The 19,150-nt window shown below is 67.8% G+C and carries 21 protein-coding genes; 16 read left to right on the top strand and 5 right to left on the bottom strand.

Features of this window, described 5'->3' with window-relative positions; all coding sequences use genetic code 11:
* The first annotated feature begins 87 nt into the window (after positions 1-87).
* Together AC6LKG_RS13700 and AC6LKG_RS13695 are read left to right on the top strand one after the other, a co-directional pair.
* Positions 88-516 carry a hypothetical protein gene (locus tag AC6LKG_RS13700; RefSeq protein ID WP_498165129.1) on the top strand — a complete coding sequence of 143 codons (429 nt, stop codon included), beginning with the start codon at positions 88-90 and terminating at the stop codon, positions 514-516.
* 65 nt (positions 517-581) lie between these two features.
* A complete protein-coding gene (locus AC6LKG_RS13695) occupies positions 582-1,061 on the top strand; it encodes a DUF2846 domain-containing protein (protein ID WP_498165128.1) in 480 nt (159 codons plus the stop codon).
* Positions 1,062-1,124: 63 nt separating this feature from the next.
* On the opposite strand, the gene ppsR is transcribed toward AC6LKG_RS13695, so the two are convergent.
* Complete coding sequence (ppsR, locus tag AC6LKG_RS13690) at positions 1,125-1,952, bottom strand: posphoenolpyruvate synthetase regulatory kinase/phosphorylase PpsR (protein ID WP_498165126.1); 828 nt, start codon at positions 1,950-1,952, stop codon at positions 1,125-1,127.
* Positions 1,953-2,144: 192 nt separating this feature from the next.
* Here ppsR and ppsA point away from each other — a divergent pair, with 192 nt between their 5' ends.
* Positions 2,145-4,508: a phosphoenolpyruvate synthase gene (gene ppsA, locus AC6LKG_RS13685; RefSeq protein ID WP_498165124.1), complete on the top strand. Its 2,364-nt coding sequence runs from the start codon at positions 2,145-2,147 to the stop codon at positions 4,506-4,508.
* Positions 4,509-4,618: 110 nt separating this feature from the next.
* Here ppsA and AC6LKG_RS13680 read toward each other — a convergent pair whose 3' ends face one another.
* Both AC6LKG_RS13680 and AC6LKG_RS13675 read right to left on the bottom strand, forming a co-directional pair.
* Positions 4,619-5,461 (bottom strand): bifunctional transcriptional activator/DNA repair enzyme AdaA, encoded by an 843-nt coding sequence (locus AC6LKG_RS13680; protein WP_498165122.1) that lies wholly within the window; start codon positions 5,459-5,461, stop codon positions 4,619-4,621.
* A 94-nt stretch (positions 5,462-5,555) separates the two neighbouring features.
* The gene (locus AC6LKG_RS13675) at positions 5,556-6,293 is read right to left on the bottom strand and encodes a glutamine amidotransferase (protein WP_498165121.1); all 738 of its coding nucleotides are present in this window, start codon (positions 6,291-6,293) and stop codon (positions 5,556-5,558) included.
* 167 nt (positions 6,294-6,460) lie between these two features.
* On the opposite strand from AC6LKG_RS13675, the gene AC6LKG_RS13670 reads away from it, so the two are divergent.
* The 3 genes from AC6LKG_RS13670 (at position 6,461) to AC6LKG_RS13660 (ending at position 9,211) form a co-directional block, all read left to right on the top strand.
* Positions 6,461-6,901 (top strand): NfeD family protein, encoded by a 441-nt coding sequence (locus AC6LKG_RS13670; RefSeq protein WP_498165120.1) that lies wholly within the window; start codon positions 6,461-6,463, stop codon positions 6,899-6,901.
* Between the two features lie 166 nt (positions 6,902-7,067).
* The gene (locus AC6LKG_RS13665; protein WP_498165119.1) at positions 7,068-7,994 is read left to right on the top strand and encodes an SPFH domain-containing protein; all 927 of its coding nucleotides are present in this window, start codon (positions 7,068-7,070) and stop codon (positions 7,992-7,994) included.
* A gap of 26 nt (positions 7,995-8,020) precedes the next feature.
* A complete protein-coding gene (locus AC6LKG_RS13660; protein WP_498165118.1) occupies positions 8,021-9,211 on the top strand; it encodes a GGDEF domain-containing protein in 1,191 nt (396 codons plus the stop codon).
* A 40-nt stretch (positions 9,212-9,251) separates the two neighbouring features.
* Here AC6LKG_RS13660 and smpB read toward each other — a convergent pair whose 3' ends face one another.
* Positions 9,252-9,719: an SsrA-binding protein SmpB gene (gene smpB, locus AC6LKG_RS13655; protein ID WP_498165117.1), complete on the bottom strand. Its 468-nt coding sequence runs from the start codon at positions 9,717-9,719 to the stop codon at positions 9,252-9,254.
* Between the two features lie 106 nt (positions 9,720-9,825).
* Here smpB and AC6LKG_RS13650 point away from each other — a divergent pair, with 106 nt between their 5' ends.
* The 7 genes from AC6LKG_RS13650 (at position 9,826) to AC6LKG_RS13620 (ending at position 15,302) form a co-directional block, all read left to right on the top strand.
* Positions 9,826-10,260 carry a type II toxin-antitoxin system RatA family toxin gene (locus AC6LKG_RS13650; protein ID WP_498165116.1) on the top strand — a complete coding sequence of 145 codons (435 nt, stop codon included), beginning with the start codon at positions 9,826-9,828 and terminating at the stop codon, positions 10,258-10,260.
* Complete coding sequence (locus AC6LKG_RS13645) at positions 10,250-10,597, top strand: RnfH family protein (RefSeq protein ID WP_498165114.1); 348 nt, start codon at positions 10,250-10,252, stop codon at positions 10,595-10,597. Before AC6LKG_RS13650 ends, AC6LKG_RS13645 begins: the two co-directional genes overlap by 11 nt.
* A 219-nt stretch (positions 10,598-10,816) precedes the next feature.
* Entirely contained in the window at positions 10,817-11,971 is a 1,155-nt protein-coding gene (locus AC6LKG_RS13640) for an acyl-CoA dehydrogenase family protein (RefSeq protein ID WP_049074213.1), read from the top strand.
* Positions 11,968-13,143 carry an enoyl-CoA hydratase/isomerase family protein gene (locus AC6LKG_RS13635; RefSeq protein ID WP_498165112.1) on the top strand — a complete coding sequence of 392 codons (1,176 nt, stop codon included), beginning with the start codon at positions 11,968-11,970 and terminating at the stop codon, positions 13,141-13,143. Before AC6LKG_RS13640 ends, AC6LKG_RS13635 begins: the two co-directional genes overlap by 4 nt.
* An 80-nt stretch (positions 13,144-13,223) precedes the next feature.
* Positions 13,224-14,114, top strand: coding sequence for a 3-hydroxyisobutyrate dehydrogenase (mmsB, locus tag AC6LKG_RS13630; RefSeq protein WP_498165110.1), 891 nt, complete (start codon positions 13,224-13,226; stop codon positions 14,112-14,114).
* Between the two features lies 1 nt (position 14,115).
* Positions 14,116-14,553, top strand: a complete 438-nt coding sequence (locus AC6LKG_RS13625) for a PaaI family thioesterase (protein ID WP_498165108.1) — start codon at positions 14,116-14,118, stop codon at positions 14,551-14,553.
* Between the two features lie 59 nt (positions 14,554-14,612).
* Positions 14,613-15,302, top strand: coding sequence for a VIT1/CCC1 transporter family protein (locus tag AC6LKG_RS13620; protein WP_498165106.1), 690 nt, complete (start codon positions 14,613-14,615; stop codon positions 15,300-15,302).
* A 13-nt stretch (positions 15,303-15,315) separates the two neighbouring features.
* Here AC6LKG_RS13620 and ygfZ read toward each other — a convergent pair whose 3' ends face one another.
* Positions 15,316-16,314 (bottom strand): CAF17-like 4Fe-4S cluster assembly/insertion protein YgfZ, encoded by a 999-nt coding sequence (gene ygfZ, locus AC6LKG_RS13615; RefSeq protein WP_498165104.1) that lies wholly within the window; start codon positions 16,312-16,314, stop codon positions 15,316-15,318.
* Positions 16,315-16,471: 157 nt separating this feature from the next.
* On the opposite strand from ygfZ, the gene mltG reads away from it, so the two are divergent.
* From mltG to holB, 3 genes are all read left to right on the top strand, one after another.
* Positions 16,472-17,590: an endolytic transglycosylase MltG gene (mltG, locus tag AC6LKG_RS13610; RefSeq protein WP_498165102.1), complete on the top strand. Its 1,119-nt coding sequence runs from the start codon at positions 16,472-16,474 to the stop codon at positions 17,588-17,590.
* Positions 17,587-18,210: a dTMP kinase gene (tmk, locus tag AC6LKG_RS13605; protein ID WP_498165101.1), complete on the top strand. Its 624-nt coding sequence runs from the start codon at positions 17,587-17,589 to the stop codon at positions 18,208-18,210. Before mltG ends, tmk begins: the two co-directional genes overlap by 4 nt.
* Positions 18,207-19,150, top strand: a 944-nt coding sequence (gene holB / locus AC6LKG_RS13600) for a DNA polymerase III subunit delta' (protein ID WP_498165100.1), incomplete at its 3' end; no start/stop codon positions are given. The genes tmk and holB, both read left to right, overlap by 4 nt.

The raw sequence follows: 19,150 nt of genomic DNA, 5'->3' as shown, positions 1-19,150 counted from the left end.
ACGCTACTAGGGAGCGGGCCGGCGCGACAGCGCGAAAGCTGTGCTGCTGATTATTTTTTGTTACCATTTTGATATTTTGAGATAGCCATGGCATCTTCGCAGGCTGTTGATCAGTCATTGGGTTCTCGCGCGGGTCGGGCGATGCTGGTTCCATGGCTCTGCCTGACTGTGCTGGCGGGTTGCGCGTCCGGCAAGCCCGAGCCAGCCAGCCTGGTGCCGGTCGCGGCGGCGGAGTCCGCCAACGTGATCCGGCTATCCAGGGAAGTGCGCGCTGCGTTACCGGCCGATGCGGCGGTGAAGCTGCCGGACGCTTCGCAATGGCGCCGCGTGGGCGCCATCGTGCAGGGGGATGTTTATCGACCCTTGGGCGGACAGTTCACTGTCCAGGCGCCCAGGAAAACCGAAGCCTATCTGGTGGTCTCTTCTGGCCAACTGATGGGGTTCTATCTGCCGGGCGAGCGCGGCTATGTCGAGCTGGTCCGTCCGGTGGCGCTGCCTATCGGCATGCGCCAGTAACCTTGCGGGTCGTCCGATGCGATAGTGTGCGGCGCCGGTGAACCCATCACAGGAGAGCAGGAAGAATGAAGCGCGGGATCAGGATGTTGGCCGCCGCCGCAATCGCGGCGGGGATGTTGGCGGGATGCGGTGGCGCCCGTTACCGGGACGTGGCGGCGAACATTCCCGTCATGGTGCCGGATACCGGCCGGATTTACTTCTACCAGCCGCCGGCGCCGGGCGGCGTGCTGTCGAGCCAGCCTTACCTGCGGGTCAACGGCGCCAAGGTAGGGCGTTCCAGGCCCGGCAGCTTCTTTTTCATCAATCGTCCGGCCGGCACCTACCGCGTCGACACGATGCGGGAAAACGAATTCGTGACCTTCGACCTGGCGCCGGGACAGACGCGCTATGTGCGCCTGAGCATCGAGGGCGTCGGCGGTAATTCATCCAGCGTCGGCACCCAGGTCATGCGCCTGGAAGACTCGGAAACGCTGGCGCAGCAGGAGATGGCGCCGCTGAAGTACTGGGGCGCCGGCTCGCGCGAGCGGGTCAAGCTGCGTCGCTGACCGCCGCTGGGCGGCCCGGTTTCCGCCAGGCAAGGGCGCGCCAGTGGCGCGCCCTTGGCGTTTTCAGCCGCGGTCCAGGCCGACTTCCTGCAGCACGGTGGTCGAAATCTCCTCGATCGACTTGGTGGTGGTGGACAGCCAGGAAATGCCTTCGCGACGCATCATGCGCTCGGCCTCGGCGACTTCGTAGCGGCATTGCTCCAGTTGCGCATAGCGGCTGTTGGGGCGGCGCTCGTTGCGCACTTCGGACAGGCGTTCGGGCTGGATCGACAGGCCGAACAGCTTGGCGCGGTGCGGCGCGATGGTCGAGGGCAGGACACCGCGCTCGAAGTCGTCCGGAGTCAGCGGGAAGTTGGCGGCCTTGATGGCGTACTGCATCGCCAGGTACAGGCTGGTGGGCGTTTTGCCGCAGCGCGAGACACCGACCAGGATGACATCGGCCTGATCCAGTTGGTTGACGAACTGGCCGTCGTCGTGGGCCAGGCTGAAATTGATGGCATCGATCCGGTTGCGGTACTTTTCGGAATTGGCCTGCATGTGCGAGCGGCCGATGGAGTGGCTGGATTTGAGTCCCAGCGCCTGCTCGATATGGCTGACGAAGGTGCCGAACAGGTCCAGGAAGATGCCGTTCGCTTGGCGAACGCGGGCCAGGATGTCGGGATTGACCAGGGTGCTGAAGACGATCGGCGGCACGCCGGCTTCCTGGGCGCTGCGGTCGATGCGCATGGCCACTTCGGCGGCTTTTTCCAGGGTGTCGACGAAGGGCAGCCGCACAGGCTTGAAATCGACTTCCTCGAACTGGGAAAGCACCGATTGGCTGAAGGTTTCCGCGGTGATGCCGGTACTGTCTGAAACGATGTATACCGTGCGTGCGATCGGGGTAGATGTCATATGTAAAAATTCCAACCAGGCGGATGGCCGGATGTGCTCCTCCGAGTACAATCAGGCCCCTATAAGTCACCCCAAGGGCGGTCCAAGGCCAGTTTGGTCAGCGCAGGCGGATCGGCGAAATCCAGGCGGTAAGCCGGCGTCGAATCTGCATTGACCAAACTCGCTTTCATTCCATTGTAAAAGGTGACTTCAATGTCGTACGTTGTTTTGTTCGAGCAGCTCCGCATGACGGACGTGGACTCGGTAGGAGGCAAGAACGCATCACTAGGCGAAATGATCAGCCAGCTGTCTGGCGCGGGTGTCCGCGTGCCGGGCGGCTTTGCCACGACCGCCGACGCCTTCCGCGACTTCCTCAAGGCCTCGGGCCTTGATAAGCGCATCGCCGAACGCCTGACCACGCTGAATCCCGAAGACGTGCGCGAACTGGCCAACGCCGGCGCGCAGATCCGCCAATGGATCGTCGAGGCGCCGTTCTCGGCCGAATTCGAAGCGCAGATCCGCGACGCCTTCGCCAAGCTCGACGCCGATGGCAAGGGCTCGTTCGCCGTGCGCTCGTCCGCCACCGCCGAAGACCTGCCCGACGCCTCGTTCGCCGGCCAGCAGGAAACCTTCCTGAACGTGGTCGGCATCGACGACGTGCTGGACAAGATCCGCCACGTGTTCGCCTCGCTCTACAACGACCGCGCCATCTCCTACCGCGTGCACAAGGGCTATGCCCACGCCGATGTGGCCCTGTCGGCCGGCATCCAGCGCATGGTGCGTTCGGACAAGGGCAGCGCCGGCGTGATGTTCACCATCGACACCGAATCGGGCTTCCAGGACGTGGTGTTCATCACCTCGTCGTACGGCCTGGGCGAAACCGTGGTGCAGGGTGCCGTCAACCCCGACGAGTTCTACGTCTTCAAGCCCACGCTGGCCCAGGGCCATTACCCGATCGTCGGCCGCCGCATCGGTTCCAAGCTGATCAAGATGGAATTCGATCCCGAGCGTCCGGAAGGCCGCGCCGTGCGCACGGTCGACGTGCCGGTGTCCGAGCGCAACCGCTACTCGCTGACCGACGATGAGGTCATCGAGCTGGCCCGCTACGCCGTCATCATCGAGAAGCACTATGGCCGCCCGATGGACATCGAGTGGGGCCGCGACGGCGTCGACGGCAAGATCTACATCCTGCAGGCGCGCCCGGAAACGGTGAAGTCGCAGCAGGGCGCCAACGACGTGCAGCAGCGCTACCGCCTGAAGGCCACCGGCCAGGTCCTGATCACCGGCCGCGCCATTGGCCAGAAGATCGGTTCGGGTCCGGTGCGGGTGGTCGGCGACATCTCCGACATGGACAAGGTGCAGCCCGGCGACGTGCTGGTCACCGACATGACCGACCCCAACTGGGAACCCGTCATGAAGCGCGCCTCGGCGATCGTGACCAACCGCGGCGGCCGTACCTGCCACGCGGCCATCATCGCGCGTGAACTCGGCATTCCGGCCGTGGTGGGCTGCGGCAACGCCACCGACGTGCTCAAGGAAGGCCAGGCCGTGACCGTGTCGTGCGCCGAGGGCGACGAAGGCCGCATCTATGACGGCCTGATCGAGACCGAGGTCGAGGAAGTGCGCCGTGGCGAGATGCCGGCCATCGACCTGAAGATCATGATGAACGTGGGCAACCCCCAGCTGGCGTTCGACTTCGCCCAGATCCCCAACGGCGGCGTCGGCCTGGCGCGCCTGGAATTCATCATCAACAACAACATCGGCATCCACCCGAAGGCGGTGCTGGACTATCCGAACGTCGACGGCGAGCTGAAGAAAGCCGTGGAATCGGCCGCCCGCGGCCATGCCAGCCCGCGCGCCTTCTTCGTCGAGAAGATGGCCGAAGGCGTGGCCACCATCGCGGCGGCCTTCTACCCGAAGCCCGTGATCGTGCGCATGTCGGACTTCAAGTCCAACGAGTACCGCAAGCTGGTGGGCGGTTCGCGCTACGAGCCCGAGGAAGAGAACCCGATGCTGGGCTTCCGCGGCGCCTCGCGCTACATCGCCGACGACTTCGCCGAGTGCTTCCGCATGGAATGCGAAGCGCTCAAGAAGGTGCGCGATGACATGGGCCTGACCAACGTCGAGATCATGGTGCCGTTCGTGCGCACCCTGGGCCAGGCGGAAAAGGTGGTCAACCTGCTCGCCAAGCACGGCCTGGCGCGCGGCGAGAACGGCCTGAAGCTGATCATGATGTGCGAAGTGCCCTCCAACGCCATCCTGGCCGACGAGTTCCTGCAGTACTTCGACGGCTTCTCGATCGGTTCGAACGACATGACCCAGCTGACCCTGGGCCTGGACCGCGACTCCGGCATGGAACTGCTGGCGGCCGATTTCGACGAGCGCGACGAGGCCGTCAAATTCATGCTGCGCCGCGCGATCAAGGCTTGCCTGGCAGCCAACAAGTACGTCGGCATCTGCGGTCAGGGCCCCAGCGATCATCCGGACTTTGCGCAGTGGCTCAAGGATGAAGGCATCCTGTCGATGTCGCTGAACCCGGACACGGTGGTCGACACCTGGCAGCGCCTGGCGAAGTAATCGCCGGTTCGCACGCAAAAAGCCCGCGCCAGGGATGGCGCGGGCTTTTTTATCGCGCCGCCGTGATGGGGCGGGCGCAGGCGGCGCGACGCCGTGAGCGGGTGGGGGCGTCAGGCCGCCTTGGCCTCGCGCTCGATCAGTTCGCGCTTGCGCTCGATGCCCCAGCGGTAGCCGGCCAGCGAGCCGTCGGTGCGCACCACGCGATGGCAGGGGATGGCCAGCGCGATGTTGTTGGTGGCGCAAGCGCGCGCCACCGCGCGCACCGAGCGTGGCGAGCCGATGCGTTCGGCGATGTCGGTGTAGGTGACGGTGGTGCCCACCGGGATCTCTCGCAGCGCCTCCCAGACGCGGCGCTGGAACGCGGTACCGCGCACGTCCAGCGGCAGGTGCAGGCCCACCGAGGGGTTTTCCACGAAACCGACCACCGCCGCCATCCATTGCTCGAATTCGCGGTCGGCGCCGATCAGCCGGGCGGCCTTGAAGCGGTCCTGCAGGTTGCGCACCAGTTGTTCGGGATCCTCGTGCAGCGCGATTTCGCAGATGCCGGTGTCGCTGGCGGCGACCAGCAGGGCGCCCAGCGCGCACTGGCCCACGGCGAAGCGGATCTCGACGCCTGCACCGTCCTTGCGGAAGGCGGTGGGCGTCATGCCGAGGATGGCCGGGGCGGCCTCGTAGAAGCGGCCGCTGGAATTGAAGCCGGCGCCGTACATGGCGTCGGTGACGCTGGCGCTCTGGCGCAACTGCTGGCGGGCGCGGTCGGCGCGCAGCGCGTTGGCGTAGGCCTTGGGCGTGATGCCGGTGGCCGCCTTGAAGATGCGGTGGAAGTGGAAGCGGCTCATGCCGGCCTGTTCGGCCAGCGTGTTCAGGTCGGGCGGCTGCTCGGCCTCCAGCGCCCGGCAGGCGCGTTCGACGGCGGCGGCGTGCTGTTTGCTCAAGGGGGCGGCGTGGGTCATGTCGGGCTCCTGGGCGCGCCGAGATGCGCGCTTTCGGGAATGTTCTCAAGGACTGGCCGCCGCCGCACTCCGGTTGTTGCCTGGCGCGGCCGCCTCAGGCGGGCGTGTAGGCGTCCAGGAAGCGGCGCACCAGGTCTCCGGACACCGGCGTGGCGCGTACGTTGGCCGACAAGCCGGGCACGTCGAGATTTTCAGCCGCATAGCGCCGGCCGAAGCGTTCGAGGTGGGCGCGCACGAAATCAGGGCCGAATTCGGGGTGGAACTGGGTCGAGAAGATGTTGCGGCCGATGCGGAGCATCTGGTGCGGGTCGAGGTCGGAACGCGCCAGCACGGCGGCGCCGGGCGGCGGCTGCAGCACCGTCTGCGCATGCAGCATCTGGGCCGGGAAGGTGGGCGGCAGACCGGCCAGCAGCTTGTCGCCGCTGGCGGCGGGCAGCAGTTCGACCGTCTGGGTGCCGACCTCGCGGCCGGCGGGGTTGTAGCCGACCTTGCCGCCCAGGGCATGCGCCAGCAACTGGTGGCCGTAGCAGATGCCGAACATCGGCAGGCCAGCCGCGGCGGCCGCGCGCAGCCAGGCGGCAGTGGCTTCGCTCCAGGGTTCCAGGTCGGTGACCATGGCGGGCGAGCCGGTGATCAGGGCGGCGCGGTACTGCTCCGGAGCGCGCGGCTGCTCGCCGGCGTGCACGGCGACGACTTCAAGGGCGTCGGACGCCAGGCCGGAGGCCTGCGCCAGTTGTTCGGCATAGCCGCCGAACTGGCGCTTGAGCGTGTCGTCCGGGTCCCCCGTGTGCAGGATGAGGACGGGACGGACGGGAGATGTTGCAGCGGTCATGGGGTATATGCGTTGAGAATGCCGGGCGCCGGACCCGGGGCGGGCGAAGCGCCAGGGCACATCATAATCCAGGCTGATTGTCCGGACCGGGCGATGGGTGCCACCGTTGCGTCACGGAAATACGTACAATCCGCTGACCGACTCATCCTTTCAGGTAAAACTCAACTATGTGGATCTGGCTTGGGCTGGCCGCGCTGGCGCTCATCGGCGAACTTGCGACGGGAACGTTCTACCTGCTGCTCGTGGCCCTGGGCCTGGCCGCCGGCGGTATCGCGGCGTGGCTGCTGGCAGGCCTTGAATGGCAACTGGTGGCGTGCGGCGTGGTGTTGTTGCTGGGCCTGCTCGTGCTGCGCAAAACCCGGGTGCTGAAAAAGCGCGAGGTCAACGCCGCCCGCAATGCCGACGTCAACCTGGATATCGGCCAGACCGTCAATGTCGAAGCCTGGGCCGGGAACGGCACGGCGCGGGTCTGGTACCGTGGCGCCCACTGGCAAGCGGAACTGGCTGCCGGCCAGCCGGCCCATGGCGGCGAACACATCATCACCGAATTGCGCGGCACGCGCCTGGTCCTGACGCCCAAGGGCGGCGCGGCCGGCGCGTCGCGCTGAAGCGGGGGGCTCCCCCGGGAACGACCGGCGACGGCTGCCTTGAGCGGCGGCGCTGGCCGATCCAAGCAGGACCCGGACCCGCCGCGGGCGGGGCCGGCCGCAGCAGGCGCCCTGGCTTTCGCGGGCAGGCGCATCACCGCATTCACCCCAGAAGAGGCACTACACCATGATGGACACTTCCACTATCGTCCTGCTCGTCATCGTCGCGCTGGCGATCCTGATCGTCATCAAGGCGATCGCCATCGTTCCCCAGCAGCATGCCTGGGTGGTCGAGCGGCTGGGCAAGTTCGACCGCGTGCTGTCGCCGGGCGCCGGCTTCGTGATCCCGTTCATCGAGCGCGTGTCGTACAAGCATTCGCTCAAGGAAATTCCGCTGGATGTGCCGAGCCAGGTCTGCATCACGCGCGACAACACCCAACTGCAGGTGGACGGCGTGCTGTACTTCCAGGTGACCGACCCGATGCGCGCGTCGTACGGTTCGTCCAATTACATCTCGGCCATTACGCAGCTGGCGCAGACCACGCTGCGCTCGGTGATCGGCAAGATGGAACTGGACCGCACCTTCGAGGAACGCGACGCCATCAACAGCACCATCGTGTCGTCGCTGGACGAGGCGGCGCTGAACTGGGGCGTGAAGGTGCTGCGCTATGAGATCAAGGACCTGACCCCGCCCAACGAGATCCTGCGTTCGATGCAGGCGCAGATCACCGCCGAGCGCGAGAAGCGCGCGCTGATCGCGGCCTCGGAAGGCCGCCGCCAGGAGCAGATCAACATCGCCACCGGCGAACGCGAAGCCGCCATCGCCCGCTCCGAAGGCGAGAAGCAGGCCCAGATCAACCAGGCCCAGGGCGAGGCCGCGGCGGTGCTGGCGATTGCCGAGGCCACGGCCAAGGCCATCACCCAGGTGGCCGAGGCCGTGCGCCAGCCGGGCGGCTCCGAGGCGGTCAACCTGAAGGTGGCCGAACGCTACGTCGAGGCCTTCGGCAACGTGGCCAAGGAAGGCAATACGCTGATCCTGCCGGCCAATCTGTCGGATGTCGGCGGCATGATCGCCTCGGCCATGACCATCGTCAAATCCACCCGCAATAGCTGAACCGCGCGCTGCAAGGCGCACCGTCCATGATCGCTCCCGTGCATTTGCTGTCGATTGCAGTACTCACGGGGGTGTTGTCGCTGTGCGTGCTGGGGTCCCTGGCGCGCAGCGGCATGGCCGGCATCCGCGAGACCATACGCGCCAACCTGCTCACGCTGTTGGCGTTTTTTCTGTTCGGCCTGCAGGCCACCGAGGCGCCGCGCTGGCTGTCGGTCCTGCTGCCCAACATGCTGGTCAGCCTGGCGCTGTGCGCCTATTACGCCGGTATCCGGCGTCTGCTGGGGCAACGGGTGCCGCAGCATTTGATGGGCGTGGCATGCGCCGCGGCCTGGCTGGCGCTGGTGGGATACACCTACCTGGATAGCCAGGTGGCGCCGCGTATCGTCGCCATGTCGACGTTGCAGATGGGCTTCATGTTTGCCGTGGCGGTGGCGGTGGCGCGCGGCCTGCCGGCCAACCGCTCACGCTACAGCTATTACTTCGTCTGGTCGGTGGCGATGATCTCGGGCCTGACCTGCGCGCTGCGTTCGATGCTGTTCGCGACGGGCGTGGCGCAGGCCGATTTCCTGTTGCAGCCGACCACCTGGAACATCGTGTTCATGACGCTGGGCGTGTTGGCGATGCCATGCCTGACGCTGGGCACCATCATGATCATCCATGACCGCATGCTGGCCGATCGCGAGCACGAGGCCAGCACCGATTTCCTGACCGGACTGATGTCGCGCAAGGCCTGGTGGCTGCAGGCCGAGCGCTACTGCGCCCAGGCGTTGCGCATGCGCCGTCCGTTGACGCTGATGCTGCTGGACATCGATCACTTCAAGCGTATCAACGACACCCATGGCCATGCCGCGGGCGACGCGGTGCTGCGCCACTTCGGGCTGCTGGCCACCGCCACGCTGCGCACCGGCGATCACGTGGGACGGTTCGGAGGCGAGGAGTTCTGCGTGCTGTTCGCCGACCTGCGCAGCGACGCGGTCATGGAGGCGGCCCATCGGCTGCTCGATTCGGTGCGGCGCACGCCCTGCGCGCATGGCGGCAGCACGATTACGTATACCTTCAGTGCCGGCGTGGTCGATTGGCTGCCGGGGGAGAACCTGCAGGCTTTCCTGGAGCGCGCCGACCGCATGCTGTACGCGGCCAAGCAGGCCGGGCGCAATCGGGTGGCGGGGCCGGGCAGCGCAACACTGGAACCGACGCCTTTGCCGGCGGCGGCCTGAACGGCGCGAACGACCGCCAGGACGCGGCGAGCGGCCGGGGTCAGGCGTCCTTGCGCGAGGCGCGGGTGTCGTGCTTCATGATGCGCTCTTTCTCGCGCTGCCAGTCTTTTTCGCGCGCGGTGTCGCGCTTGTCGTACAGCTTCTTGCCACGGCCCAGCGCGAAATCGAGCTTGATGCGGCCGTTCTTGTAGTGCAGGTTCAGCGGCACCAGCGTGTAGCCGCGTTGTTCCACCTTGCCGATCAGCTTGCTGATTTCCTCGGCCTTGAGCAGCAGCTTGCGCGTGCGCATGGCGTCGGGATGGATGTGGGTGGATGCCGTGGGCAGGGGACTGACGTGCATGCCGAGCAGGAACAGTTCGCCGTCGCGCACGATGACGTAGCTTTCCTTGAGTTGCACGCGGCCGTCGCGGATCGCCTTGACCTCCCAGCCCTGGAGAACCAGGCCGGCTTCGTAGCGGTCCTCGATGAAGTAGTCGTGCGTGGCCTTGCGGTTATCGATAATGCTCATCTTGTCGGGGCCAATATGCCCATTCGTTCTTCGTTTGTTCTTGCTTGCGCCCCCGGATGGCGCGGTGCCGGTAAAATCCTATCATTCTAGCCATTTGCGATAGCCGATGCACAAAGTACAGCGATCCGTCCTGGTGCCTTACAGCGCCGCCCAGATGTTCGACCTGGTGGCCGACGTGGAGAAGTACCCCGAGTTCATGCCGTGGTGTGGCGGCGCCGAGGTGCAGAGCCGCGACGAGCATGGCATGCAGGCGTCCATCCTGATCAGTTTCGCCGGCATGAAGCAGCGCTTCACCACGCGCAACCGCCACGTCTATCCCGACCGCATCGACCTGGAACTGGTCGATGGGCCGTTTTCCAGTCTGGTGGGGCACTGGGAGTTCCAGCCCCTGGCCGAGGACGCCTGCAAGGTGTTGTTCACCATGGAATACGCCTTTTCCAACCGGGCGCTTGAAATGGTGGTGGGGCCGGTGTTCAACCGCATCGCCACCAGCTTCATCGATTCCTTCACCAAGCGCGCGCAGGTCAAGTATGGCGAATGAGGCCAGCGCCGATGGCCGGATCGGGGTGTCGGTCTGTTATGCCTTGCCGGCCCAGGTCTGGCTGCGCGAATTGCGCCTGCCGGCCGGTTCGACCGTGGCCGATGCGCTCGGCGCCAGCGGTTTCGCCCAGGCCTTTCCGGTGGTCCGGCCCTGGGAGCGGGGCGTGGGCGTGTTCGGCAAGGTCGTCGAGCCCGGCACGCCGCTGGCGGACGGCGACCGGGTCGAGATCTATCGCGGCTTGAGTTTCGATCCGAAGGAGTCGCGCCGTCGCCGTGCCGAGCACCGGCGCGCCAAGACTGCCCGCAATGGGCGGGTGCGGCCGGCCGGGCTGTTGTAGGGGCCGACCGCTACCGGCGCAGGCCGGCCTGCGGTGGCCTGGGGGCGGGCGGCCGCCACATTGTCATCAATGGGACAAATCGCGCTGGGGCTTCCGGCGTAACATTGGCAGTGCTGCGTACTTACGTTTACGTCAACGTCATGTCAAAATGGCCTGGCTGGCGTTCACGAGACGGCAGCAACGCCAACAGACAATACCGATGACATCAGGAGACAGGCTGTGGACTTGGAACTGACCGACGAGCAGCGCGCGTTCGCGCAGGCCGCGCGCGACTATGCCGAGGGCGAACTGGCGCCCCATGCGGCGCGGTGGGATGCCGAGGGCATCTTTCCCAAGGAGGCGTTCGCGCGCGCCGGCGAGATGGGCTTCTGCGCCATCTACGCCAGCGAGGACATCGGCGGCCTGGGGCTGCCGCGCCTGGATGCCACCCTGGTGTTCGAGGAGATGGCCGCCGTCGACCCGTCGACCACCGCGTTCCTGACAATCCACAACATGGCCACCTGGATGGTCGGCAAGTGGGGCCAGCCGGCCCTGCGCGAGGCCTGGGGGCCGCTGCTGGCCAGCGGCCAGAAGCTGGCATCGTACTGCCTGACCGAACCGGGCGCCGGCTCCGACGCCGCGTCGCTGTCGACCCGGGCGCAGCGCCAGGGTGACCACTACGTGCTCAACGGCGCCAAGGCCTTCATCTCGGGCGGCGGCGACACCGACCTGCTGGTGGTGATGGCGCGCAGCGGCGGCGAGGGCGCGGGTGGCATCAGCGCCTTTGCCGTGCCCGCCGACAGCGAGGGCATCAGCTACGGCCGCAAGGAAGAGAAGATGGGCTGGAACAGCCAGTCCACCCGTCCGATTGTGTTCGAGAACGTGCGTGTGCCCGCCGGCAACCTGCTGGGCGAGGAGGGCGAGGGCTTCAAGATCGCCATGAAGGGCCTGGACGGCGGCCGCATCAACATCGGCACCTGCTCGGTGGGCGCGGCCCAGGGCGCGCTGGACGCGGCCCGCCGCTACATGGACGAGCGGCGCCAGTTCAACCGCCGCCTGGCGGAATTCCAGGCATTGCAATTCAAGCTGGCGGACATGGCCACCCACCTGGTGGCGGCGCGCCAGATGGTGCGGCTGGCGGCCTGCAAGCTGGACGCCGGCGCGCCCGATGCCGCCACCTACTGCGCGATGGCCAAGCGCTTTGCCACCGACATGGGCTTCCAGATCTGCCTGGACGCCCAGCAGATCCATGGCGGCTATGGCTACTTGCGGGACTATCCCTTGGAGCGTCTGGTGCGCGATACTCGCGTACATCAGATTCTGGAGGGGACCAACGAGATCATGCGCGTGATCATCGCCCGCCAATTGTTGGAAAAAGGAGCCGACATAAGATGAATGCACCGGTGCTGTTCGAAGAAAGGGCCGCCGCCAATGGAATGCGCTTCGGGATCGCGACGCTGAATTCGCCGCAGACCCTGAACGGGCTGTCGCTGGAGATGGTCGATCTGCTGGCCGAGCGCCTGGACGCCTGGGCGCGCGATCCGGCGGTGGCGTTGGTGGTGCTTCAGGGCGCGGGCGAGAAGGCCTTCTGCGCCGGCGGCGACCTGCACGGCCTGTACCGCAGCATGACCGAGAACGCCGGCAAGGGCGCCTGGGGCAATGCCTACGCGCGCCGTTTTTTCGAGCATGAATACCGCCTGGACTACCGCATCCACAGCTACCCCAAGCCGGTGCTGTGCTGGGGGCACGGCATCGTCATGGGCGGCGGCATCGGCCTGATGATGGGCGCCAGCCACCGCGTGGTCAGCGAGGCCTCGCGCCTGGCGATGCCGGAAGTTTCCATCGGCCTGTTCCCGGACGTGGGCGGTAGCTGGCTGTTGAACCGCATGCCGGGCCGCATCGGGGTGTTCCTGGCGCTGACTGGCGCGCAGATCAACGCGGCGGATGCGTTTTTTGCCGGCCTGGCCGATTTCCGCCTGAACCACGAGGACTGGCCCAAGCTGCTGGCCTCGCTTGAAGAGCAGCCCTGGGCTGGCCAGGCGGCTGGCGATGCCGAGGATGCGATTGCGCCGCGTTCGATCAACGACGGCCTGTTGCGCCGCGCGCTGGCCGCGCTGGAGCCGCAAACGCCGCTGGAAGGCGGCAACCTGCGCCAGCATTCGTTCCTGATCAACAGCCTGTGCAGCGGCAACCGCCTGGATGACATCTACGAAGAAGTGGCCGCCCTGAAGGACCACGCCGACCCCTGGCTGGCGCGCGCCGCGGCCACCATGCTGGCCGGTTCGCCCGGCTCGCTGCGGCTGTCGTTCGCGCTGCAACAGCGCATGCGGCTGCGGTCGCTGGACGATGTGTTCCGCGCCGAATACATCGCCGCGCTCCATTGCACCGCGCATGGCGATTTCGCCGAAGGCATCCGCGCGCTGCTGATCGACAAGGACAAGACGCCGCGCTGGAACCCCGCGGTGCTGGACATGGCCACCGAGGCCTGGGTGCAGAAGTTCTTCGACGAGCCCTGGCCCGAGGGCCAGCCGCATCCGCTGGACGACCTGGGCAAGGAAGGCCGCTGACGTCCGCCGCGGAGCGGGCCGGCATCGCGTCGCAACACTGATTTCATACCTACAGCAATAGCAACAGGAGACAGGACATCATGAGCAGTATCGCGTTTATCGGTTTGGGCAACATGGGCTCGCCCATGGCATTGAATCTGGTCAAGGCCGGCCACAGCCTGACGGTGTTCGACCTGGTGCCGGCGGCGGTCAAGGTGCTGACCGATGCGGGCGCCAAGTCGGCGGCCTCGGCCGCCGAAGCGGTCAAGGGCGCCGAGGTGGTGATCTCGATGTTGCCGGCCAGCAAGCACGTCGAAGGCCTGTACCTGGACCAGGACCTGCTGGGCAAGATCCCGTCCAGCGCGCTGGTGATCGAGTGCAGCACCATCGCGCCGGACTCGGCCCGCAAGGTGGCGCAGGCCGCCGAGGTGCGCGGCATCGCCATGATCGACGCGCCGGTCTCGGGCGGCACCGGCGGCGCGGCCGCGGGCACGCTGACCTTCATCGTCGGCGGCCAGCCGGCGGCGCTGGAGCGCGCGCGTCCGGTGCTGGAGAAGATGGGCAAGAACATCTTCCACGCCGGGCCCGCGGGCGCTGGCCAGGTTGCCAAGATCTGCAACAACATGCTGCTCGGCATCCTCATGGCAGGCACCTCCGAGGCGCTGGCGCTGGGCGTGGCCAACGGCCTCGATCCCAAGGTGCTGTCGGACATCATCGCCAAGAGCTCGGGCCGCAACTGGGCCACCGAACTGTACAACCCGTGGCCCGGCGTGATGGAGCATGCGCCGGCCTCCAAGGGGTACGCCGGCGGCTTCGGCGTCGACCTGATGCTCAAGGACCTGGGCCTGGCCGCCGAGGCGGCGCTATCGGCGCGTGCCTCGATCCCGCTGGGCGAGCTGGCGCGCAACCTGTATTCGCTGCACAGCGCGGGCGGTTCGGGCCGGCTGGACTTCTCCAGCATCGTCAACCTGGTCAAGCGCGACCAGGACTGACATGGCCACGTCCGCGCCTTGTCATGATCCCGCGGGACGCGTCCGGGAGAGCTTCGAGCGGCAGCGCATCATGTCGTTGCTCGGCGCCCGCCTGGAGGCGGTCGAGCCGGGCAGGGTGGACATCGTCCTGCCCTATCGCGAGGATCTATGCCAGCAGAATGGCTTTCTGCATGCCGGCATCTCCACCACCATCGCCGATTCGGCCGGCGGCTACGCCGCCTTCAGCCTGTTCCAGCCGGGCGAGGACGTGCTGACCTCGGAGTTCAAGATGAACTTCCTGGCGCCGGCCAAGGGCGAACGCTATGTGGCCAGCGGCCGCGTGGTCAAGCCGGGCAAGCGCCTGTCGATCTGCCAGGTCGAAGTGCATGCCTATGAAGGCGAACAGGCCACCCTTTGCGTGATAGGCTTGCTCACCGCGGTGCGCGTGGCGCCGCGTTGAGCCGCTTGCGGCGGGCCGCCGCCGCAGGCCCTGTCGCGCCTTGAACGGGTTCACGGGCAATGCCTTCCAAAGAACATCATCGAATTTTCCGTAGCAACTGGCTGCGGGCCGCCGTGCTGGGCGCCAACGACGGCATCGTGTCCACCGCCAGTCTCATCACCGGGGTGGCGGCGGCCCAGGCCTCGCACGAGGCCATACTGACATCGGGCCTGGCCGGCCTGGTGGCCGGCGCGCTGTCGATGGCCGCCGGCGAATACGTCTCGGTGCGGTCGCAGGCCGATACCGAGGCGGCCGACCTGCGCATGGAACAGCGCTCGCTCAAGCGCAATTCCGGCGAAGAGCTCGAGGAACTGGTCGAGATCTATGTCGAGCGGGGGCTGTCGCGCGATCTGGCCAAGCAGGTCGCGCGGCAACTGACCAACCATGATGCGCTGGATGCCCACGCGCGCGACGAACTCGGCATTTCACTGCACAACCGCGCCCGCCCGGTGCAGGCGGCGCTGGCTTCGGCGGCGTCGTTCGCCGGCGGCGCGGCATTGCCGCTGGCGGTGGCGGCGGCGGTGCCGATGCCGTCGCTGATCGGCTGGGTGATCGGCGCGTCGGTGGCCTGTCTGGCCTGTCTGGGGGCGCTGGCGGCCGGCGCCGGCGGCGCGCCCAAGGGGCCGGCAGCGCTGCGGGTGACGGTGTTGGGGGCGCTGGCGATGGCGGTGACAGCCGGTGTCGGCGCCTTGTTCGGCGCCGTGGTCTGACACCGCCGAGGCGCTAGGGCGTGATGGCGTAGGGCAGCGGGGCGGCGGCGATGCGCGGACCGTCGGCCGCGCCCAGCCGCAGGTCGCCTTGCGGCAGGGCGGCCAGTGTGGTTTCGAACAACACCGCCACCTTGCCGTCGGAATGGGCCGCATCGATGATGCGGCCCACGGGCTCGCCCGGCTGGGTGGCGTCGAAGACGTCCTGGCCGGCCAGCGCCTGGCCAGCAGTGTCGGCGCCGGCGAGGGTGCCGTAGGCCATGCGGCGTTTCACCGTGCCGCGGTAGTGGCTGCGCGCCACCACTTCCTGGCCGGGATAACAGCCCTTGGTGAAGCTGACGCCCTGGATCAGGTCGAGGTTGACGGTTTGCGGAATGAAGACGTCCTGGGTCGGGCTGGTGATCCAGGGGATGCCGGCCGCCAGGTCGGCGGCGTGCCATTGGCCGGCCGCGGCCCGGCCCAGGACGGCTGCCAGCGGCGCGGCGGCGGCCAGTTGCGCGTCCGTGGCGATCCACCACCAGCGCAGCGCGGCGCCTGCCGCGGGCGCGGCGATCCAGGTGCCCGAGGGCAGTTCGGCGCGCTGCCAGGGCGCGCGCGGCAGCGCGCCGGCGGCCGCTTCCAGCGCGGCCAGTTGCGCCGGTTCGGCCTGCACGCCGGCAACGTGGACGGCGGCGGGGGCGAGCCTGGCCTTGGCGCGCAGGACGAACATCGACAGGCGCTTGACCAGTGCCGCCGCCAAGTCCTGGCGAACCAGGGCGTACAGCCGGGGGGCGTCTTCGGCGGCGTCGGCGCCGCGCCACATGACCAGCGTGGCCAGCAGGCGACCCTTGGCGGTGCAGTAGCCGGCCAGGCGGGCGGCGTCCGCGGGCAGGCCGGTGACGTCCTGCGTCAGTTGGCCGTGCAGGAAGGTGAGCGCGTCGGCGCCGCTGGCGCCGATGACGGCAAAATCTTCCAGGGGAGCGCATTGCGCGCAACCTTCGGCGCGCGCCGGGATCGAAGAAAAGAAAGCATGCATGGCTGCGTGGGCCCGTGACTCGTCATCAAAGGCCTGATGATAGCTGTGTTCCCCCGCTGGCAGGTCCATGCCCCCGCACGGCAAAGGGGCGCGTGATGCGCTCCGACCCTGGTTTTGTCGCGGGAGGCGCGCGCGATCCATTAAACTTCCCACACTTATGAAGAAGCGACTCCGTTTTTATGTCCTGTGGTTTCTCCTGCTCATCGTGCTGGCCGCCGCCGCGGCGGCGGGCGCGGCATGGAGCTGGATGCATCGGCCCCTGCACCTGTCGGCCGACAGGATCGATTTCGTGGTGGACCCGGGCAGCAGTCCGCGAACCGTCGCGCGCGCGCTGAACGCGGCCGGCGTACCGGTTTGGGAACCCGGTTTCGTCTGGATGGCGCGCCTGTCCGAGCAGGACAAGCTGATCAAGGCTGGCGGCTACCAGGCCATCAACGGCGATACGCCGTGGCTGCTGCTCGAGCGCATGGCGCGCGGCGACATGACCCAGCGCCAGATCACTTTCCTGGAAGGCTGGACCTTCCGCCAGATCCGCCAGGCGCTGCGTGAGAACCCGGACGTCAAGCAGACCCTCGGCGATATCAGCGACGAGGCCCTGATGGCGCGCCTGGGGTCGGACGTCAAGCATCCGGAAGGCATGTTCTTTCCCGACACCTACATCTTCACGCCGGGCAGCACCGATTTCGACCTGTTGCGACGCGCCTACCAGGAAGGCCAGCGCATTCTTGACGACGCCTGGGCCAAGCGCCAGGCGGACCTGCCCCTGTCCACGCCCTACGAAGCGCTGGTGCTGGCGTCCATCATCGAAAAGGAGACCGGGCACGGTCCCGACCGCCGCCGCGTGGCGGGCGTGTTCACCAACCGGCTGAAGCTCGGCATGCTGCTGCAGACCGATCCCACGGTCATCTACGGCATGGGCGAAAACTACCAGGGCCGCATCCGCAAGCGCGACCTGCAGACCGACACGCCCTGGAATACCTATACGCGTCCGGGCCTGCCGCCCACGCCGATCGCGGCGGCCGGCCGCGCGGCGCTGCTGGCGGCGGTGCAGCCGGAACAGCACAAATTCCTGTTTTTCGTGTCGCGCGGCAATGGCACCAGCGAGTTTTCGGTGAGCCTGTCCGAGCACAATCGCAACGTTTCCCGTTATATCCTGGGCCAGACGCCGGCGGCGCGGCCGGCCCCCGCCGGCAAGCCGCCGGCGCCGGAACTGGAGCCCGTCTCTCCCCCCGTGCCGGACGGCGATCCGGCGCCAGCACAAGGACAACAGCAATGACCTCACGCGGACGCTTCATTACGCTGGAGGGAGTGGATGGCGCCGGCAAGAGCACGCACACGGCATGGATTGCCGAGTTCCTGCGCGGCCAGGGCCTGGAGGTGGTATCCACCCGCGAGCCCGGCGGCACGCCGCTGGGCGAAAAGCTGCGCGCCCTGGTGCTGACCGACCCGATGGGCCTGGACACCGAGACCCTGCTGATGTTCGCCGCTCGCTGCGAGCACCTGCACCAGGTGATCGAACCTGCGCTGGCCCGCGGCGCCTGGGTGGTGTGCGACCGCTACACCGACGCCACCTATGCCTACCAGGGCGGTGGCCGTGGCCTGGGCGCCGAGCGGGTGGCCGCGCTGGAGACCTGGATGCAGGCGGGCCGGCCCGATCGCACCTGGCTGTTCGACGTGCCGCTGGCAGTGGCGCGCGCGCGCCTGGCAGACGCCCGCGAACCCGACCGTTTCGAACGCGAGGGGGCGGCGTTCTTCGAGCGTACCCGCGCGGCCTACCAGGCCCGCGCCGCGGCCGAGCCCGGTCGCATCCGCGTGATCGATTCGACCCGCGCGATTCCCGAGATCCGCGCCGAGCTCGAAAGCGGGCTGCGCGAACTGGTGGCGGCACGGCCATGAGCGCGCCCCAGTTCCTGCCGTGGCAGATGGACACGGCGCGCGCCTGGCTCGGCAACCGCGAGCGCTTCGCCCACGCCTGGCTGGTGCACGGCCTGGCCGGCATCGGCAAGCTCGATTTCGCGGTGGCCGCCGCCGCCAGCCTGCTGTGCGAGACGCCGCGGGATGGCCTGGCCTGCGGCCAATGCGCCGCCTGCGCCTGGTTCGCCAGCGGCAATCACCCGGACTTGCGCCGCATCCGGCCCGAGGCCGTGGCGGTCGAGGAGGGCGCCGACGCCGCAGATGCCGCGGAGGACGCCGAGCCGGCCACCGGCAGCGCCAAGAAGGCGCCATCCAAGGAAATCCGCATCGACCAGATCCGTTCGCTGGAATCCTGGTTCAACACCGCCACCCACCGGGGCGGCTGGCGCGTGGCGCTGCTGTATCCGGCGCACGCGTTGAATGTGGTGTCGGCCAATGCCTTGCTCAAGGTGCTGGAAGAGCCGCCGCCGCACACCGTGTTCCTGTTGGTGGCCGACGCGCCCGACCGCCTGCTGCCGACGTTGGTATCGCGCTGCCGTCGCCTGCCGCTGCCGGCGCCGGACCCCGATGCCGCGCTGCAATGGCTGCGCGACCAGAACGTGGAGCCGGCGCGGGAATGGCTGGCGGCCGCCGGTGGCGCGCCGCTGGCGGCGCTGCGCCTGGCGCAGAATGCGGAAACCGCCTGCCCGCCGTGGCTCACGCAACTGGTCGGCCCACTGGCCAAAGGCCAGACGCCCGACGTCGGCACCCTGGCCGAGGTCTTGGAGAAGATCGCGCCCACCGAGTGGATCGACGCCTTGCAGCGTCTTTACACCGACCTGATGCTGGCCGCCGCGGGCGCGCCGGTGCGTTATTTTCCGTCGCTGGCGGCCGTCGCGGCCGAGGTGGCGGGGCGCATGAACACTGCGCGCGCCGCCGAAGC

It is taken from the genome of Achromobacter sp. 46006, assembly GCF_059761975.1.
The sequence above is the reverse complement of the archived record's forward strand: the minus strand, read 5'-3'. Positions and strand labels throughout refer to the sequence as shown.

Excerpts from the sequence above, each read along its gene's own strand:
- AC6LKG_RS13700 (WP_498165129.1), top strand. The coding sequence starts at position 88 with ATGGCATCTTCGCAGGCTGTTGATCAGTCATTGGGTTCTCGCGCGGGT.
- AC6LKG_RS13695 (WP_498165128.1), top strand. The coding sequence starts at position 582 with ATGAAGCGCGGGATCAGGATGTTGGCCGCCGCCGCAATCGCGGCGGGG.
- ppsR (WP_498165126.1), bottom strand. The coding sequence starts at position 1,952 with ATGACATCTACCCCGATCGCACGCACGGTATACATCGTTTCAGACAGT.
- ppsA (WP_498165124.1), top strand. The coding sequence starts at position 2,145 with ATGTCGTACGTTGTTTTGTTCGAGCAGCTCCGCATGACGGACGTGGAC.
- AC6LKG_RS13680 (WP_498165122.1), bottom strand. The coding sequence starts at position 5,461 with ATGACCCACGCCGCCCCCTTGAGCAAACAGCACGCCGCCGCCGTCGAA.
- AC6LKG_RS13675 (WP_498165121.1), bottom strand. The coding sequence starts at position 6,293 with ATGACCGCTGCAACATCTCCCGTCCGTCCCGTCCTCATCCTGCACACG.
- AC6LKG_RS13670 (WP_498165120.1), top strand. The coding sequence starts at position 6,461 with ATGTGGATCTGGCTTGGGCTGGCCGCGCTGGCGCTCATCGGCGAACTT.
- AC6LKG_RS13665 (WP_498165119.1), top strand. The coding sequence starts at position 7,068 with ATGATGGACACTTCCACTATCGTCCTGCTCGTCATCGTCGCGCTGGCG.
- AC6LKG_RS13660 (WP_498165118.1), top strand. The coding sequence starts at position 8,021 with ATGATCGCTCCCGTGCATTTGCTGTCGATTGCAGTACTCACGGGGGTG.
- smpB (WP_498165117.1), bottom strand. The coding sequence starts at position 9,719 with ATGAGCATTATCGATAACCGCAAGGCCACGCACGACTACTTCATCGAG.
- AC6LKG_RS13650 (WP_498165116.1), top strand. The coding sequence starts at position 9,826 with ATGCACAAAGTACAGCGATCCGTCCTGGTGCCTTACAGCGCCGCCCAG.
- AC6LKG_RS13645 (WP_498165114.1), top strand. The coding sequence starts at position 10,250 with ATGGCGAATGAGGCCAGCGCCGATGGCCGGATCGGGGTGTCGGTCTGT.
- AC6LKG_RS13635 (WP_498165112.1), top strand. The coding sequence starts at position 11,968 with ATGAATGCACCGGTGCTGTTCGAAGAAAGGGCCGCCGCCAATGGAATG.
- mmsB (WP_498165110.1), top strand. The coding sequence starts at position 13,224 with ATGAGCAGTATCGCGTTTATCGGTTTGGGCAACATGGGCTCGCCCATG.
- AC6LKG_RS13625 (WP_498165108.1), top strand. The coding sequence starts at position 14,116 with ATGGCCACGTCCGCGCCTTGTCATGATCCCGCGGGACGCGTCCGGGAG.
- AC6LKG_RS13620 (WP_498165106.1), top strand. The coding sequence starts at position 14,613 with ATGCCTTCCAAAGAACATCATCGAATTTTCCGTAGCAACTGGCTGCGG.
- ygfZ (WP_498165104.1), bottom strand. The coding sequence starts at position 16,314 with ATGCATGCTTTCTTTTCTTCGATCCCGGCGCGCGCCGAAGGTTGCGCG.
- mltG (WP_498165102.1), top strand. The coding sequence starts at position 16,472 with ATGAAGAAGCGACTCCGTTTTTATGTCCTGTGGTTTCTCCTGCTCATC.
- tmk (WP_498165101.1), top strand. The coding sequence starts at position 17,587 with ATGACCTCACGCGGACGCTTCATTACGCTGGAGGGAGTGGATGGCGCC.